Origin of the sequence: Microbulbifer mangrovi, assembly GCF_002009015.1 — a bacterium.
Classification (GTDB): Bacteria; Pseudomonadota; Gammaproteobacteria; order Pseudomonadales; family Cellvibrionaceae; genus Microbulbifer; species Microbulbifer mangrovi.
Map to the genome: position 1 here is coordinate 15949 of NZ_LZDE01000313.1, position 18205 is coordinate 34153.

The window sequence follows — 18205 nt, forward strand, 5'->3', positions numbered from 1 at the left end:
TTAACATGGTGCCTTTTGCGGCAATTATCGGGGGGAGAGATGTCCGGCACCACACTTTACTGGCACGACTATGAAACCTGGGGCGTGGACCCGGGCGCAGACAAGCCCTCCCAGTTTGCCGGTATCCGCACCGATGAAGACCTCAATATCGTCGGTGAGCCGCTGATGATCTACGCCAAGCCCACCAGTGATTGCCTGCCGCAGCCGATGGCTGCGCTGGTGACCGGGCTGGCACCGCAGAAGGCGTTTGCCGAGGGCCTGCCGGAAATCGAGTTTATTCGACGCATCCTTGATGAGCTGGGTGCCCCCGGGACCTGTGGGGTGGGGTACAACAGCCTGCGTTTTGATGACGAGGTTACCCGCCACACCCTGTACCGAAACCTGCTGGATCCCTACGAGCGCGAATGGCGCTCCGGCAACAGCCGCTGGGACATCATCGACATGGTGCGCCTGACTTACGCCCTGCGCCCCGAGGGTATCGTGTGGCCGGAGCGCGAAGTGACTGGTGCGGACGGGACTGTGACGAAGGTGCCATCATTCCGTCTTGAAGAGCTGACCGCGGCCAATGGCATCAGCCACGAGGGTGCCCACGATGCGCTTTCCGATGTGCATGCCACCATTGATATGGCGCGCCTGATTCGCGAAAAGCAGCCCAAGCTCTACGACTATGTGTACAACCTGCGCCGCAAGCAGGCGGTGGCCAAAATACTCAATCCGCGTGAGCGCAAACCCCTGCTGCATATTTCCGGCAAAGTACCCGCCAGTCACGGTCACCTTACCTATGTGCTGCCACTGGCAATGCACCCGGTCAACCGCAATGCCGTGATCTGTGCGAACCTCGCCATGGATCCACAACCGATACTTGATCTGGACGCGGATGCACTGCGCGAGCGTCTCTACACCGCCCGCGACAAACTGGGGGAGGGGGAGTTACCGGTTGGGCTGAAGCTGATCCATATGAACCGCTGCCCGGTACTCGCGCCGGCGAATATGCTCTCCGAGCAGCGTGCCACCGAGCTGGGTATCGACAAGGCGGCCTGCGAATCGCACTGGGCGACCCTGCGGGACCTGGACCTGACCGAGAAGCTGCACGGGGTTTTTCTCGATGGCGATTTCCCCGCCCGGGATGTGGAGGCCCGCCTGTATGACGGCTTTATGAATGACGCCGATCGCGACCTGTGCCGTCAACTGCACAGCGCGCTTGCGAGCCGCGGTCCCCAGGCACTCGCGGCTGAGATCCCGTTTTCCGATTCCCGATTGCCGGAGCTACTCTTTCGCCTGAGGGCGCGCAATTTCCCCGAGACGCTCAGCGAGGAGGAGGGCGAGCGCTGGGAGGAGTGGCGCTACCAGCGCCTGACCGATCCTGCATTCGGTGCCAGCATCACCATGGAGTCCTATTTCGAGGAGATCGCGCGACTGCGGGAAGAGTACCCGGATCGCACGGCACTGCTGGATCAGCTGGAAGCCTGGGCTGACGCTCTGCTGGGATAACGCGGCACGCAAAGACTCTCTGTTCCGCGGGCAGTCTCCCGCGTAGAATACGCGCCCGGTAAAGCAGCCGGCGATCCCGGCGCAAACAGTGGAGAAACAATGGACTTTATCGGTGCCAACATCCTTTCCGTCAGCCAGTTCGAACGGGGAGACATCGACCGCATTTTCGCCGTGGCAGACACCATGGTCCCCTACGCCCGCCGGGAGAAAGTGACCCGGGTTCTCGAGGGCGCAATCCTCGGCAATATGTTTTTCGAGCCCAGCACCCGTACCCGGGTGAGCTTTGGCTGTGCGTTCAACCTGCTCGGCGGCACAGTGCGCGAGACGGTGGGCGTTTCTGCCAGCTCACTGGCGAAGGGCGAGTCCCTGTACGATACCGCGCGGGTCCTTTCCGGATATTCCGATATCATCTGTATGCGCCACCCGCAGTCCGGTTCCGTGGCGGAGTTTGCCGCGGCGAGCCGGGTGCCCATCGTGAATGGCGGTGACGGTGCCAATGAACACCCGACCCAGGCGCTGCTGGACCTGTACACCATCCGCAAAGAGCTGGAAGGCAAGGGCGGCTCCCTCGATAACTTCCGTATCGCCATGATCGGCGACTTAAAACACGGCCGCACCGTGCATTCCCTGTGCAAGCTGCTGTGCCTGTTCAAAAACGTCCAGCTGGTGCTGGTGTCACCGGCGGAGTTGGCAATGCCGGCGGCGGTGGTAGAGAAACTGCGTGAGGCAGGACACCAGGTAACCATTACGGATCAGCTTGAGCCGTCGATCAAACATGTGGATATCGTCTATTCCACCCGTATCCAGGAAGAGCGTTTTGAATCCCAGGCCGACGCCGACCGCTACCGCGGCCGTTTCCGCCTGAACCGGGATATCTTTACCCGCCACGCGGAACCCAACACGGTAATCATGCATCCGCTGCCGCGGGATTCCCGCGCCGAAGCCAACGAACTCGATTCGGATTTGAATGAGCACCCCAGCCTGGCCATTTTCCGACAGACCGACAACGGCCTGCTGGTGCGCATGGCGTTATTCGCGATGTTGCTGGGGGTGGATGACAAGGTTGACCAGTATGCGCGGCCGATTACCTGGCAGACTCGCCGCAACCAGATGTAAACATCCGCTGGCTGAATTGGGCTTCGCCACAATTCGCCATATTTGATCTTTGCAGGGCCGCAATTCGGCCCGTCCCCCGCCAACTTACTTCCGTTTAATTGCCTCCAGAAATTAATTGTCTGGAGGCTTTCGTGAATCGTCCTTTTTTTCATCCGCCCCGTATCCAGCGAGAGCTGGTGATTCTCCCGCACGATGAGTACTACCGCCGCCGCTATCGAAAAAATCGCGGGGGCAGCTGGTTGCTGCTTCTGGTGACGGCAATTGCCGTGCTTGTTGCCGCGCTCGGTGCACGCGCACAGGCCGCGGAAAGCACTGTGGAATCTTTTGAGCGCGTCGGTATGGATGAGTCGGGCAGTGGCGATCTGCTATTCAAAAGCAGTGAGCCTGGGCGTTATATACCCGCTATTCACCTGGGCACCGAGGTAGATATCCGGGTGCGCGGACTGGTTGCCGAAGTAACGCTGGAACAGCAATTTCGCAATAGCAGCAACGACTGGCAGGAAGCCGTGTATGTCTTGCCGTTGCCGGAAAATGCGGCCGTCAAAGGCATGGAAATCGTGATCGGCGAGCGGCGCATTGTGGGCGAGGTGCGTGAGCGCGAACAGGCGCGCAAAGTGTACAAAGCGGCACGCGAGGCGGGTAAGCGCGCGGCACTGCTGGAGCAGCAGCGCCCGAATCTGTTTACCAGCCGTGTCGCCAATATAGCGCCGGGCGAAGCAATATCGGTGGAGGTGCGTTACTTGCAGACCTTGCGGTTTGACAGCGGGCAGTTCAGCCTGCGCCTGCCCAGTACCCTGACACCGCGCTATATCCCGGGTAGCCCGATTGCCTCCTCACAGACCGTCCCGTTGAACGCGCACGGCTGGTCCCTGCCTTCGGATCAGGTGCCGGATGCAGACCAGGTTACCCCGGTGATGATGCCGGCCGATGAACTGGTGTCCCAGGAGGGCAGTCACCAGATGAAAATATCCGTCGACCTGGGGATGGGCTTGCCGCTTGCGGATATTTACAGCCCGTATCACGAGGTGAATTTCCATCGTGAAGACAATCATCAGTATCAGGTGAGCCTGAAGCAGGGCGCGGTCTCGATGGATCGCGATTTTGTGCTTTCCTGGCGGCCGCAAACCTCGGCGATGCCATCCGCGGCTCTGTTTGCGGAGCAGTCGGCGATGGCGTCCGAGTCCTCGGCACAATATATGCAGTTGTTACTACTACCACCCCAGGGAAATCTGTCCGCGCGCAAATTGCCTCGGGAAGTGGTGTACGTGGTGGACACGTCCGGCTCCATGGGCGGTAATTCCATTCGTCAGGCAAAGGAGAGTCTGTTGCTGGCGCTGTCGCGCCTCACCGCTGTGGACCGTTTCAACATCATTGAATTCAACAGCAATCACCGCAGTTTCTTTCCACGTCCGGTGGCGGCGACGCCAGATAATATTTCTCGCGCCCGTGGTTGGGTGGAGTCGCTGCAGGCCAATGGTGGTACGGAAATGGCACCGGCCCTCAAGGAGGCGCTGTCGCAACAACTGGACCAGCAGGCGGGCGAGCTGGTGCGTCAGGTGGTATTTATTACCGATGGCTCGGTGGGTAACGAGCGCGCGCTGTTCGAGATTATCCGCCAACGACTTGGAGAAACCCGTCTGTTCACCGTCGGCATCGGTTCCGCGCCCAACAGTTTTTTCATGACCAAGGCCGCGCAGTATGGCCGTGGCAGCTTTGTGCAGATTGGCGACCTGGCAGAGGTGCAGTCGAAAATGGGGGCGCTGTTCCAGAAGCTGGAAAGCCCGCTGGTTACCGACCTCGAGGTGCAGTGGCCCCAGGGCGTGAAGGTGGAGTCCTATCCCAAGCGTCTGCCGGACCTGTACCGCGGGGAACCGGTCCGTTTGCTGGCGCGGGTGGATGGCGATGCGCTGGGTAAGCCCCAGAGTGGCGAGCTTGTGATCAGCGGCCGACTGGCAGGCAAGCGATTTACCCGCAGCCTTTCTCTCGCCCAGTTGACCGTGGAAGCCTCTGGAAAAGGCATCGGTAGTTTGTGGGCGCGGGAAAAAATTTCCGCGCTGCGCGACAAGCAGCGCGAGCGTGGACCTGTCAATGACCCGGAAGCAGTCGATCCGCTGCGGGAAAATATTCTGGAGTTGGCGCTCGCTTATCAGCTGCTCAGCCCTTACACCAGCTTTGTCGCGGTGGAAAAAACTCCGGTGCGGCCGCAGTCGGAACCCCTGAGGTCGAGCCCGGTACCGAACGCTGTGGCCAAGGGACAGGTGATGCAGTCGTTTACCTATCCATCCACAGCTACCGGTGTTTACGGACAGTTGATACTCGCCGCAATTCTGCTGGCACTGGGCGGGCTGCTGCGGGCAGTTGGGCGCGCGCCGGCGACACTCAAGGGCTTTCTGGCAAGGCCGCGACTGGTGCGTAAATGGATAGCTGGTGTGGAGCGGACTGTGCGTCGCTGGCTGCGTAGTGTGGTGCCAGATATGCGCCGCCGGCGCTCGCATCGCCAGCCGGGCATGCCGCTGTGATCCGGGCGACAAGATTCGCCCCCTGGCTTTCGGCATTGCTGGTCACCGCAGGGCTGTGGCAGCTGGGTGGTGGTGGCTGGTTGCTGGTGAAAGCAGAGCTGGCACAGTACCTGATCAGCGATGCCTGGCAGCGCCAGCTTGCCAGCGGAGAGTCGCACAAACCCTGGCCCTGGGCGGATACCGTACCGGTGGCGCAATTGAAGCTGGCGGGAGAGAAACCGCTGGCAGTTTTACAGGGGACCACTGGCCAGGCGCTGGCGTTTGGTCCCGGCCTGATGACCGGTTCCGGCGAGCCGGGCAATCTGATCGAGCCGCGCACCACGGTGATCGCCGCTCACCGCGACACCCATTTCAGCAGCCTGGGGACGTTGCAGCCCGGGGCCGACGTGCACCTGCAGGATAAAGGCGGGCGCTGGCATGTCTACAGGGTGCGGGGGGCCAGGGTAGTGAACAGCGAAACCGAGCGCCTGCCCGTTACTGATGCGCCCGGATTATTGCTGGTGACCTGTTATCCCTTCGATGCCGTCACCGCCGGCGGGCCGCTGCGCTATCTTGTGTACGCGGACTATGTCGGGGCGAATGAGCTGGTGGAATTGTAGGCACAGGTCCCAATCGAGCCTGGTACAGGCGTCCTGCAGAGGGGCTTCCCCGGTCCCGGTACGGGCGATAAGCGTGACCAGAATCGGATTTTTGGACTCGATTATGTAATAACAATTCCTACTTTGGCCGATATTTGTTTCGGCAATTGCGCTTAATGGCAAATATTTGTTTTACAATTTGGTTTTAATTGTTACTAATCGTCCTGTCTGGAAAAACGTTTGTAGTAATACTACAATCGCCCCCGCTTGAGCACTTGCCGCCTGTTATTTGAGGGCAATCCTGTGCGCCGCAAGGCGCCCGCCCTACATTTAGCAGGTCGAGAATTCAACGCCGAATTCAAAGTCGAGCCGGTAAATGGAAGTTCTAGATCCAGAGGTTCCCAACCGGCGGTATTCAGGTCGCACAGTCCCTCTTTATTCACTCACAGTGCCAACACGCTGGGCAGTGAACGCTGCTTTTCCGCCAATAGGGGTGGTGAAATGGCGAATAGGGTGTCAATTCCGGGGGTCATTTCCCGGGTATGAGTTACTGTTGCGCAGCTATAAATTCTGACCATAAAAAAACCGACTCGACGTCGTATATTCGCCGAGGAGCATTTGATGCACGAAGAAACCGACATTCAGGAAACGCAGGAATGGCTGGATGCGCTGCAGGCGGTCATCCGCCACAGCGGTAAGGAACGCGCAGCGTTCCTGATCAAGCAGCTGTCTGACCGCGCCACCAACACTGGCGTTCAGTTGCCGGCGGCCATTACCACCCCGTACCGCAATACCATTCCGCCGGAAGCGGAAAAGCGTATGCCCGGGGACCTGTTTATGGAGCGTCGTATCCGCTCCCTGATCCGCTGGAACGCGCTGGCCATGGTGGTTCGCGCCAACTCCAACAGCGACAGCCTGGGTGGCCACATCGCCAGCTTCTCGTCTGCAGCGACCCTGTACGACGTAGCATTTAACTACTTCTTCCGCGGTAATGAAGCGGAAGAGCGCGGCGACCTGATCTTCTTCCAGGGCCACAGCGCACCGGGCATCTATGCCCGCTCCTACCTGGAAGGCCGCTTCGACGAAGAGCAGCTGGACAACTTCCGCCGCGAAGTAAACGGCAATGGCCTCTCTTCTTATCCGCACCCGTGGCTGATGCCGGAATACTGGCAGTTCCCCACTGTATCCATGGGCCTGGGCCCGATCCAGGCGATCTACCAGGCGCACATCATGCGCTACCTGTCTGCGCGCGGCCTGTCTCCGCGCGGCGATCGCAAGGTGTGGGCATTCCTGGGCGATGGTGAGTGTGACGAGCCGGAATCCCTGGGTGCAATCGCCCTGGCTGGCCGCGAGAACCTGGAAAACCTGGTGTTCGTGGTTAACTGTAACCTGCAGCGTCTGGACGGTCCGGTGCGCGGTAATGGCAAGGTCGTGCAGGAGCTGGAAGGCGTATTCCGCGGTGCTGGCTGGAACGTGATCAAGGTCCTGTGGGGTCGCCTGTGGGACCCGCTGTTCGAGAAAGACGAAAAAGGCCTGCTGCAGAAAGTCATGGACGAGACCGTCGATGGCGAGATGCAGAACTTCAAGGCCAATGGCGGCGCCTACACCCGCGAGCACTTCTTCGGTAAATACCCGGAGCTCGAGGAGATGGTCAAGGACTTCTCCGACGAAGAGATCATGAAGCTGAACCGCGGTGGCCACGACCCGTACAAGGTCTACGCAGCCTACGCCGAAGCCATGGCGAGCAAGGGCAAGCCCACCGTGATCCTGGCGCAGACCGTGAAAGGCTACGGCCTGGGTGCGGCCGGTGAAGCGGCGATGGATACCCACAACGTCAAGAAGATGGACACCGAAGCGCTCAAGCGTTTCCGCGACCGCTTCGCGATCCCGATTACCGACAAGGAAATCGAAGACGTTCCTTACTACCGTCCGGCGCCGGATAGCCCGGAAATGAAGTACATGGCCGAGCGCCGCAAGGCGCTGGGTGGGCCGGTACCGTCCCGCAGCACCGAAGTGGCCAAGCTGGAAATCCCCGAGCTGGATGCGTTCAGCGCACTGACCAAAGGCTCCGGCGACCGCGAAATCTCCACCACCATGGCGTTCGTGCGCGCATTGTCCGTGCTGGTGAAAGACAAGAAGATGGGTAAAAACGTTGCGCCCATCGTGCCGGACGAAGCCCGTACCTTCGGTATGGAAGGGCTGTTCCGCCAGCTGGGTATCTACTCTTCCCAGGGGCAGAAATACACCCCGGTCGACCACGGCCAGATCATGTATTACAAGGAAGACAAGAAAGGCCAGGTACTGGAAGAGGGTATCAACGAAGCTGGCGCCATGTCCGCGTGGATGGCTCTGGCGACTGCCTACAGCAACCACGGCGTGCCGATGGTGCCTTTCTACATCTATTACTCCATGTTCGGCTTCCAGCGTATTGGCGACCTCGCCTGGGCGGCGGGCGACATGCAGGCGCGTGGCTTCCTCGTAGGTGCCACCGCTGGCCGTACCACGCTGAACGGCGAAGGCCTGCAGCACCAGGACGGTCACAGCCACGTGCTGTCCGCGACCATCCCGAACTGTAAGAGCTACGATCCGGCCTACGGCTATGACCTGGCGGTAATCATGCGCCACGGTCTGAAGGAGATGTACGAAGAGCAGCAGAATATCTTCTACTACGTCACCATCGAAAACGAAAACTACCTGCAGCCGGAAATGCCGCAAGGTGTCGAGGAAGGCATCATCCGCGGTATCTACAAGCTGGATAACAACTGCCGCAAGCCGGGCAAAGGCAAGGCTGCCAAGAAGCACGTACAGCTGGTGGGTGCCGGTTCCATCCTGCGCGAAGTACTCGCGGCAGCGGATATCCTGGCTGACCAGTTTGGTGTGACCTCCGACGTGTGGAACCTGACCTCCGCCACCGAAGCTTCCCGCGAAGCCCAGGACGTGGCGCGCTGGAACATGCTGCACCCGACCGAAGAAGCGCGTAAATCCTGGATTGGCGAGCAGTTTGCAGGTAACGAGACCCCGGTCGTGATCTCCACCGATTACATCCGCGCCTACGTCGAGCCGCTGCGCGAGTTCATTGACGGCGATGTGATTGCCCTCGGTACCGACGGCTTTGGCCGCTCCGATAGCCGCGAGCAGCTGCGTCGCTTCTTCGAGGTGAACCGCAACTACGTGGTGATCGCTGCGCTGAAAGGCCTGGCGGATCAGGGTGTGATCGAAGCGAGTGAAGTGGCGGACGCCATCAAGAAGCTCAACATCGACCCGGAAAAAGTCAATCCGCGTCTGGTTTAAGACCCGCTGATTAAAGGAAGGCAAGACATGGCAAAACAAGTCATTAAAGTGCCTGATCTCGGCGGCGCCGATCAGGTAGATGTAATTGAAATCGCCGTTGCCGTGGGTGACACGGTGGCGGAAGAGGATGCGCTGATCGTTGTGGAAGGCGACAAAGCCTCCATGGACGTTCCCGCACCGGTTGCCGGCAAGATCCTGAGCATCTCCGTGAAGGAAGGTGACAAGGTCTCCGAAGGTGACGTCATCGGTGAAATGGAAACCGAAGCTGGCGGTGAGGCTGCAGAAGAAGCGGCACCGGCCCCGGCGGAAGAATCCGCACCGGCGCCCGCCGCAGAAGAGGCGCCTGCACCGGCGCCTGCTGCTGCAGGTGAAGAGAAGGAAGAGGAAATCAAGGTCCCGGACCTCGGCGGTGCCGATGCGGTGGATGTGATTGAAATCTCCGTTTCCGCTGGCGACAGTGTGGAAGAGGGCGATGCACTGATCGTGGTGGAAGGCGACAAGGCCTCCATGGACGTGCCGTCTTCCGCATCCGGCACCATTGTTTCCATCTCCGTTAAGGAAGGCGACAAGGTATCCACCGGCGACGTGATCGGCGTGATCAAAACCCTGTCCGGCGGCGGCGCTGCACCGGCACCGGCTGCTGCAGCACCTGCGCCTGCTCCGGCGGCAGCGCCGGCACCGGCCGCTTCTGCCTCACAAGAGCCCCCGGCTGCTCCACAGAAAGATCCGCACGTGGAGCGCGATCACACCCCGTCTGCCGAAGTTTACGCCGGCCCGGCCGTGCGCAAGCTGGCCCGTGAGCTGGGCGTGACCCTGAACAAGGTCAAGCCCACTGGTCCGCGCGGTCGTGTGACCAAAGACGACCTGCACGCCTACATCAAGGAGCAGGTGAAGAAGGCCGAGAGCGGCGCCGTAAGTGGCGTTGGTGGCAACATTGGCATTGCGCCGATGCCGGAAATCGATTTCAGCCAGTTCGGCCCGGTGACTACCGAGCCGATGAGCAAGATCCACAAGCTCACCGCGGCCAATATGTCGCGCAACTGGTTGAACGTGCCCCACGTTACCCAGTTCGACGACGCGGACATCACTGAGCTGGAAGATTTCCGCAAGGCGATGAAGGCGGAAGCCGAGAAGCGTGGCGTGAAACTCACTCCGGTACCCTTCCTGCTGAAAGCCGCTGCTGCGGCCTTGCGCGAAGTGCCGAGCTTCAACGTTTCCCTGCACAACGATGGCGAGCACATCGTCAAGAAGGACTACGTGCACATCGGCATGGCGGTAGATACCCCCAAAGGCCTGATGGTCCCGGTCATTCGCGATGTGGACAAGAAAGGCCTGTACGAGCTGGCAGAGGAAGCGACCGCCATGGCGATCGCTGCCCGCGACGGTAAGCTGAAGCCCCGTGATATGCAGGGTGCCTGCTTCACGATCTCCAGCCTCGGTGCCATCGGTGGCACCGGCTTTACGCCGATCGTAAACGCCCCGGAAGTGGGTATCCTGGGTGTTTCCAAGCTGGCAATACGTCCGGAATGGAACGGTAAGGAATTTGTACCGCGCAAGATGTTGCCGCTGGCACTGTCTTACGATCACCGCGCCGTTAACGGCGGTGATGCGGGTCGCTTCCTGACCTACCTGGCAGATGTGCTGGCCGACGTGCGCCGACTGCTGCTGTAATCTGCGGATTATCGGCGTCATCTAAAAGCGCCAGCGGGGTTTCCCGCTGGCGCTTTTTTTTGCGCTAGATTCTTGCGCCCGATTCGCTACAGGCTTCACGGTTTTATGGGGGAGAATGCGTCGCCAGCCGGGCTTTGGCGTGAAAATTACGGCAGCGTTGATTACTGCGCATTTAATTCTGGTTAAAACGTGATCAACGTCGTCGAACACTTCCTGCGCGCTAAACTGAAAATATCAGTGAGTAAATACCGGAAGATGGAATTTTCCGGTGGTGGTCGGGCAGTTAGCAATTTGCGAGGTAGTCGAGCCATGAACCGCACAGGGATCGCCGCAGTGGCAATAGGAGCCACGCTGTGTATACAGGGTTGTATCTTCGTACCCTACGAGAACGAAAACAGTTACGATCCATTTTTCTTCAACCCCGATGACAAAACCCAGAGTGCAGACTTTGTCGAAGTGGGAAATTATCTGCCCAATGCGTCGGTGCCACCGGCGGCCAGCCGCCAGTGCTCGATGGACGGAGACGGGAATCGAGTGGGTTCGGCCTGCTGGTTTTTCCCGGTGATGCGCGTCTACTGATGCGCATCCCTACCGCCGGTTGAACCGGCAATTGAAGTGATTGTTAAGGAGGCTTCATGCGCAAACGAGTGACGATTTTTTCCCTGATGGCGGCGGCTACGCTGTTGTCCGCCTGTGGTACCAGCAGTGTGCGCGATCAAGTGGTCTACCCTAACAGTGCACCTATCCCCCGTGCACCGGCACATGCCGAGCAGAAAACCAACTATGACGGCTGTCCCGGCGATGCGGAAGAGCTGGCGCCAGGTTCCATCTGTCCGGCTACTGCCCAGTGTTATGAAATTTCCGGCGGGCGCCGTTGCATCGTCTACGAAAAGTAATTTCTAAAAGTCGGGGCTGCGGGTAGGGAAACCCGAAAATTCTGTCACAGAGGACGTGATATGAAACTGCGCCTGTTTTGCTTGTTGTTGACCGCAACGTCCGTTGGCTGTGCGAACAGTGGCGGCGAACTCGAGAACGCCGCAGCCCTGGACGGCTTCTGGTGTGATCTTACTGGTACACCAGCGACCTATTACCAGCGTCCAATGCCGGCAAACCTGATGCCTGCCTACCCGCGTAACTGTTTTGCCGGTGATACCCAGGTGCCTACCGCCAGCACTTGCCTGGTGGACGATGCCGTCTGCTATCAGCTGGATACCGGTGCCTGGTGTACCGCTGGCCGCGCACCGCAGTGTCCTGCCGGGGCCGCTCCAATGGCAATGGATGCCCCTTGCCCGGAGGGTGGCAAGTGCTGGCTTTATAGTGAAGGGCTGCGCTGTCACGCCGTTGACGTCTGAGCCGGGTACCGTCTGTCCTGATGCGACAATCGCTCTTAGTGTGGTGCTGCTTTCCCCTAGACGGTTGCGGGCCAGGGTAGCCACAGGCTGACCTGAAGCCCACCACCGGTTCGATTGTGCAGTCGAATCTGCCCGCCGTGGGCGTCGGCAATTTCCCGGCATAGCGCCAGGCCCAGTCCAACCCCCTGGGGCTTGGTGGAGTAAAAGGGCAGTAGTGCCTGTTGCAATACCTTGTCGCTCATGCCGCAACCCCTGTCCGAAATTGTAAGCAACTGGCCGTGTGCATCGCTCTCAATACGCAGGCTGATATCTTGTTCGGGGCTGCCCGATTCGCCGGCGTTTTTGAGTAGGTTCAGCAGGGCCTGTTCAATTTGCGCGGGATCGAAATAGCCGGGGCGTGTTGGGAGTTCTCCCTGCAAGGTGAAGGGGTGCAGCGGTTGTATCCTGTTCACCAGCTTTCTCCAGGGCACCTCTTCGGCGGCAGGTGGCGGTAATTTTGCAAACCGTGCATAGCCCTGGGTGAATTCGGTGAGGTGACGGCAGCGATCTGCGATGACATCGAATACGCCCGCTAATTGTGTGGAAGCTAATTTTTCCGATAACAATTTACCGCTGTGCGCCATGGAAGAAATGGGTGCCAGGGAGTTGTTCAGTTCATGGCTGATCAGGCGGATAACCTTTTTCCACACCTGCACTTCTGCCCGGGTGAGTTCCCGGGTCATTTCCCGCAGCAGGATCAATCGGTGCTTGTGCGAGTTAAGAACGAAGGTACTGTTGCTGATATGCAGGGTGTGGTTGTCTTCGCCGTCGAGATAGCTGGTGAGACCGTCCTGTTTTTTCTCAATGGCCAGTGCCAGCTCCTGCGGGCAATGGGACAATATCTGTTGCAGCAGATGCCCCTGCAGGGGTTTGCCACCGTTTATCAGGTGGCGCGCGCTGGTGTTGGCATAGATGATGTGATCGCTGTGATCGATCAGTAGCAGCGCCAGCGGAGAGCTCTGGATAACGGTATCGAGCAGCAGTTCCCGCTGGTGGATATGCGCCCGTTCCCGCCGCAGGATTTCTCCCACCTCGTTATACAGCGACGCCAGCTCGCCGAGCTGGTCGTTGCGGTCGAGTGCCAGGGAGATGGAAAAGTCTCCATCGCGAAAATTCAGCAGTCCGCCTTCCAGGCTAGTAAGCGCCCGGTTCAGCTTGCGTGTTAGTGGGCGAATCAGGATAAGCGCGCAGACCACAGCCAGCAGCAGGCCACCGCTCCATGCCAGCAGTGGGTCGGCGCCGAGCTTCTGCAGCAGGAATGGAAGTGCGGTGCCAACAACCACCGCGGCCATTACGACAGCGAAGATTCTGCCTTCTATGGATGGGGGGGGCATCAGTAGGGAATACCGTATTTATCCAGGCGCCGGTACAGGGCCTGGCGGCTGAGGCCGAGTTCGCGGGCGGCCTGAGCGATGATGCCATTGCACTGGGCCAGAGTCTGCTCCAGCAGTTCACGGCTCGGCTCGAAACTGTGATCGGGCACTTTGTGTTGCTCTTCCTGCGGCAGCGCCAGGGTTGACTCTTCAATCGTGTCATCGCGGGTGAGCACTGCGACCCGCTGCATGACATTCTGCAGTTCTCGCACGTTGCCCGGCCAGGAGTAGCGCAGTAATTGCTGCTGGGCGGGGGCGCTCAGTTGTTTACTGCTACTGGCGAGGAAAGCGCGGGCCAGGGGCAGTATATCTTCGGGCCTGTCGCACAGGGGCGGCAACTTGAGTTCGATGACGTTGAGGCGATAGAACAGGTCCTGGCGAAAACGCCCCTCTTCAATCATCTGCTGCAGGTTGCTATTGGTGGCGCTGATCACGCGCACCCGTACTTTGCGCGTGTGGCTGCTGCCGAGGCGTTGAAATTCGCCGGTCTGCAGTACACGCAGCAGCTTGACCTGGCCGCTGGCGGAGAGCTCGCCGATTTCGTCCAGAAATAAAGTGCCGCCATCGGCGGCTTCGAAACGGCCCTGCCGGACTTTGTTCCCAGCACCGGTATAGGCGCCGGCCTCGGCGCCGAACAGTTCCGCTTCCATCAGGTCTTCCGGCAGGGCGCCGACATTGACCTTAATGTAAGGGCCGTCTTTGACGTTGGAGTTGGCCTGAACAATATCCGCGATCTTTTCCTTGCCGGCGCCGTTGGGGCCGGTGATCAAAACGGGTACATCGGCGTGGGCGACCTGGGTGGCCATTTCCAGCAGCTTTTGCACGCTATTGCTGCGGTAGACGATCCCTTGCAGGTCGTACTGTTGCTGCAGTTGGTCGCGGGCCTGCTGTTCGCGGCTTTTTGCCAGTCGCTGTTGTTGCTGCAGGTCATGCAGTTCCAGCAAGTTTTGGATGGTGGCGATGAGCTTGTTGTCATCCCAGGGTTTGCCGACGTAATCAGCGGCTCCCGCTTTGACGAGTTCCACGGCCATTTCCAGCTGGGTCCAGGCGGTGAGCAGGATGACAGGGATATCCGGTTGCAGCTCGCGCAGGGCAAAAAACAGGGCGCGGCCCTCTTCACCGGAGGTGGTGTCGGCGGTGAAGTTCATGTCCTGGATGACCAGGCCGATATCGGGATTTTCCCGCAGCAGCTGTAATCCTGCCTGGGGGGTAATCGCGCTCAGGGTTTGTATATCGTGCAGGGACAACAACAGGGACAGGGCAGATATGATGCTGGTGTTGTCGTCGATAATCAGGACTTTGTCCAATTTCATGTCCCTTGTAATCTAGATTCGTGGCGGTCCTGCTACCGGCAGCAGGACCTTCCCATCGAGTAACCAACTTCGTTGCTGTTTCTACACGCTTCTTGTCGCCATCGCCGGCGAAATATTCGCAGCGCGCATGGCGGGCATCAGCGCCGCTGCAAGACTGACGGTGAGCAGTAGTATCGCACACACGGCAAGCATGGACAGTGGCAGGGCCGGTTGGGAAAACTCGCTCACCATCAGCTGGTTGATAATCAGTGCACCAGCGGTACCCAGTACCAGCCCGGTGCCCGCGATGATGGAGTTTTCCACCAGGAAGTAGCGACTGATATTGGCCCGGGTGGCGCCGAGCGCACGGCGTACACCAATCTGTTTCGCACGCTGGTTGATCCAGAAAATGGTGAGGCCGACGATACCCAGGGCAACGATAAATGTCAGCAGGGTCATCACCGCAGATAGTACCTTGACCATGATGTTGTCACTCACCTGTGTGGAGGTGAGGTTTTCGGCAAGGGTCTCCAGGTGGATGACACGCTGCGGGTCGCGCTCTGCGAGCTTGTCTTCCAGTTGTTTGAAAATGGCATCGCGCTGGCCGGGTTCCGTGCGAACCAGGTAGCGTTTGTGATTGCCTTCTACCAGCAATGGATGGAATACCACATTGCCGGCCAGAGACCAGCTGGGCCATGCGCCCAAGTGGCGTTCCACAATGCCGATGATCTCCATGGGATTGTCTTTACTGCCGTGATACAGGAATTTACCTAGGGCGTCACCCTCGGGGAAGGCTGCATCGGCGAACTGCTGGGTAACAATAATGACACTGCCGATGAAGCTTTCGTTTGAGCCGATCACGTGCATTTCGTCGTCGCGGAAGTTGCGTCCGGCGATCAGGTTCAAACCGAGTGTGTTGATGAAGTGCGGATCGGTCTGGTAGTAGTTGCCGTCTATGTCGCCGATCTGGGCGTTGGGTTCCAGGTAGAAACTACTGGCGGAACCCGAGCCGGATACCGGGATCTGGTTGGTTACCGAGGCATCCACCACACCGGGCATCGAGCGCATCATGTCCAGATCGGCGCGCACGGCGCCCGCCATGTCGTAATCCTTGGGCACGGGCATAAAGGTGATGGCAATGATGTTATCCACATCCATGCCGGTCGGGCGCGCCATACTGGTGAGGCGGTCTTGTACGATAGCGGTGGCATTGCTGACGATGGCCAGGGTGAGGGCCAGCTGTAGTGCAATCAGCAGTGCCGAGACTTTGTTGCGCCAGAGGGCAGACAACATGGGCTTCAGTTCAAACATGGTTGTTTCCTCTCCGGCTCACTGGGTCTTCAAGTAGATCGATGGGTTTGTGCGGCTGATACGCCACGCCGGGTACAGACCTGCGAGCAGGCTGGCGAGAATGGCGAGGCCTACGGCAGCGAGCATCATTAGCCAGTCCATGGAGGCGATCTGGTCGATCTGGCCCATCGATAGCATGCGGATACCAGACAGGCCCAACAGCGCGAAGCCGATGCCGATCAATCCGCCCAGCACGCCGATACAGCTACTTTCGATCAGGTGCTGAATAAAAATGGCATTGCGGCTGGCGCCCAGTGCACGGCGAACCCCGGCTTCGGGCGCTTTGCGCAGGAATTTGGCCAGTAGCAGTGCCACGGCGTTTACCACGCACACCAGCAGGAAGGCGAGGGAAGCCCATCCCAGCACGCGATTGTCGTCGCGCAGAACTTCATTCAAAACCAGCCACTCTGACGGGTGGGTGAGGGCGAACTTGAGCGGGCGCTGGAATCGGCCCTGCTCTTTCTGCTGGCGAATGTAGCCGGAGAGTAAGTTTTCGTATTCCTGTTTTTGTGTGTCGTTGTCGAGTTCTACCCAGAACTGGATCCACACGCTTTCGCTGAGCAGGTGTCCTTCGTAACCCTGGATACCGGAGTCCGGGCTGTTCCAGCCGTTGGTATTACCCCAGCTGTAGATTTCGAACTTGCGGTGTAATCCGAACGGAATATAGATTTCTTCCGAGTCGCTGAACGGGCTATTGTTCAGGTCGTACACTTTGGGCGATGGGTTCCAGTAATCGATGACACCGGCAACCGTGAAGGGCTCTCCGTTCAGTTCAACGGTCTTGCCGACACTGTTTTCACCACCGAAAAGCTTTTCGTTAATGGCCTTGCTCAGGACAACGGTTTGTACCGGAGCAGTATCTGCATCCTTGTTCCAGATATTGCCGTACAACATGGGCACGTCGAACATCGGGAAGAAGTCGCGGGTGGTGACCCGGGTCTCGGCGACAAATGGTCGCACTTCCGAATCTTCCATAGTGACGGTGAAACCGAAGCGGTGCATGGCCACCTGTCGTGTGGGGATGTCTGAGCGCAGCAGGGCTTCTGCATCCCGGTAGGTGAGCTGCCACGGCATTTCATTGCCTCTGCCGCCGCGGTTGTATGCGTCGTTCGGGTCCCAGCTATCCAGCTGTACTGCATAGAGCACGTCGTCCTTATGGGCCAGTGCGTTCTGGGACATCATGTAGTTGAGCGTGAGTACGGTCATGGATGCGCCGACGCCCACGGCGATAGCGGCAATCATGAGCGCGCTCAATATGGGGGTGCCCCGCAGGCTGCGCATGGCGAGGCTGATGTAGTAACCGATCATTGCGGTGTCCTTTTCTTTTCCAGCTTATGCGGTGGCGATTTCTTCTTGTGCGATGCTCTGGCGCAGGTCGGATACCTGTCCATCGACAATCTGGATATTGCGCTGCGCACGGCGGGCAAGATCCGGGTCGTGGGTGACCATGATGATGGTGGTGCCCCATTCGTTGATGAATTCCAGCAGCTCCATGACCTGACGGGCCATGAGGGAGTCGAGGTTGCCTGTGGGTTCGTCCGCGAGCAGGAAGCGGGGTTCGCCTGCCAGGGCGCGGGCGATGGCGACACGCTGTTGTTGGCCACCGGACAGTTGTGCGGGCAGGTGTTTGGCTCGGGCGGAGAGGCCGACCTGTTCGAGGGATTTTTCGATGCGACGGCGGCGTTCCTTGGCGTTGAAGCCACGGTAGCGCAGGGGGACGTCGATGTTGTCGAACAGGTTGAGGTCGGGGATCAGGTTGAAGCCCTGGAAAATAAAGCCGATCTTTTCGTTGCGCAGGCGCGAGCGATCGCGGTCGGAGAGGCCGCCGACTTCCTGTCCGTCGAGGAGGTATTCTCCACCGGTTGGGGTTTCCAGCAGTCCTGCAATATTCAGGAAGGTGGTTTTACCGGAGCCGCTGGGGCCGGTGACGGATACGAACTCTCCTTCGTTCACTTCAAGGCTGAAATCCCGCAGCGCGTGGGTTTCGATAGTGTCTGTACGATAGCTTTTACGGATGTTCTGCATTTTCAGCATGATGGATTTCCTTGTCTTCGTAGTTTTTTGATTCGGGGGTTCTGTTTTGTCTTGTGGCGGCTCTGCTACCGATGGATGTTTGCGAGACACGAGCTAGGC

The 18205-nt window shown here is 59.2% G+C and carries 14 protein-coding genes; 9 read left to right on the forward strand and 5 right to left on the reverse strand.

All coding sequences use genetic code 11. The annotated features are described in order from the left end of the window. Positions 1-39 precede the first annotated feature (39 nt). The 9 genes from sbcB (at position 40) to B4U49_RS10640 (ending at position 12018) form a co-directional block, all read left to right on the forward strand. On the forward strand, positions 40-1491 hold the full coding sequence (gene sbcB, locus B4U49_RS10600) for an exodeoxyribonuclease I (protein ID WP_078084567.1): 1452 nt from the start codon (positions 40-42) through the stop codon (positions 1489-1491). Between the two features lie 99 nt (positions 1492-1590). After that, positions 1591-2607, forward strand: a complete 1017-nt coding sequence (locus tag B4U49_RS10605) for an aspartate carbamoyltransferase (protein WP_078084568.1) — start codon at positions 1591-1593, stop codon at positions 2605-2607. 131 nt (positions 2608-2738) lie between these two features. Further along, entirely contained in the window at positions 2739-5126 is a 2388-nt protein-coding gene (locus tag B4U49_RS10610) for a marine proteobacterial sortase target protein (protein ID WP_078084569.1), read from the forward strand. A gap of 35 nt (positions 5127-5161) precedes the next feature. Beyond that, entirely contained in the window at positions 5162-5725 is a 564-nt protein-coding gene (locus B4U49_RS10615) for a class GN sortase (RefSeq protein WP_078084570.1), read from the forward strand. A 600-nt stretch (positions 5726-6325) separates the two neighbouring features. Beyond that, entirely contained in the window at positions 6326-8995 is a 2670-nt protein-coding gene (gene aceE / locus B4U49_RS10620) for a pyruvate dehydrogenase (acetyl-transferring), homodimeric type (RefSeq protein ID WP_078084571.1), read from the forward strand. A 27-nt stretch (positions 8996-9022) separates the two neighbouring features. Further along, the gene (aceF, locus tag B4U49_RS10625) at positions 9023-10666 is read left to right on the forward strand and encodes a dihydrolipoyllysine-residue acetyltransferase (RefSeq protein ID WP_078084572.1); all 1644 of its coding nucleotides are present in this window, start codon (positions 9023-9025) and stop codon (positions 10664-10666) included. 189 nt (positions 10667-10855) lie between these two features. After that, a complete protein-coding gene (locus tag B4U49_RS10630; RefSeq protein WP_143735620.1) occupies positions 10856-11245 on the forward strand; it encodes a hypothetical protein in 390 nt (129 codons plus the stop codon). A 56-nt stretch (positions 11246-11301) separates the two neighbouring features. Further along, complete coding sequence (locus B4U49_RS10635; protein WP_078084574.1) at positions 11302-11562, forward strand: hypothetical protein; 261 nt, start codon at positions 11302-11304, stop codon at positions 11560-11562. Between the two features lie 60 nt (positions 11563-11622). After that, entirely contained in the window at positions 11623-12018 is a 396-nt protein-coding gene (locus B4U49_RS10640; protein WP_078084575.1) for a hypothetical protein, read from the forward strand. 56 nt (positions 12019-12074) lie between these two features. Here B4U49_RS10640 and B4U49_RS10645 read toward each other — a convergent pair whose 3' ends face one another. From B4U49_RS10645 to B4U49_RS10665, 5 genes are all read right to left on the reverse strand, one after another. Then, entirely contained in the window at positions 12075-13391 is a 1317-nt protein-coding gene (locus tag B4U49_RS10645; protein WP_078084576.1) for a sensor histidine kinase, read from the reverse strand. Further along, entirely contained in the window at positions 13391-14743 is a 1353-nt protein-coding gene (locus tag B4U49_RS10650; protein WP_078084577.1) for a sigma-54-dependent transcriptional regulator, read from the reverse strand. Before B4U49_RS10650 ends, B4U49_RS10645 begins: the two co-directional genes overlap by 1 nt. Before the next feature lie 81 nt (positions 14744-14824). Continuing rightward, positions 14825-16033: an FtsX-like permease family protein gene (locus B4U49_RS10655; RefSeq protein ID WP_078084578.1), complete on the reverse strand. Its 1209-nt coding sequence runs from the start codon at positions 16031-16033 to the stop codon at positions 14825-14827. Between the two features lie 18 nt (positions 16034-16051). Further along, entirely contained in the window at positions 16052-17380 is a 1329-nt protein-coding gene (locus tag B4U49_RS10660; RefSeq protein ID WP_078084579.1) for an ABC transporter permease, read from the reverse strand. A 24-nt stretch (positions 17381-17404) separates the two neighbouring features. Further along, positions 17405-18106: an ABC transporter ATP-binding protein gene (locus B4U49_RS10665; protein WP_078084580.1), complete on the reverse strand. Its 702-nt coding sequence runs from the start codon at positions 18104-18106 to the stop codon at positions 17405-17407. Positions 18107-18205: the final 99 nt, after the last annotated feature.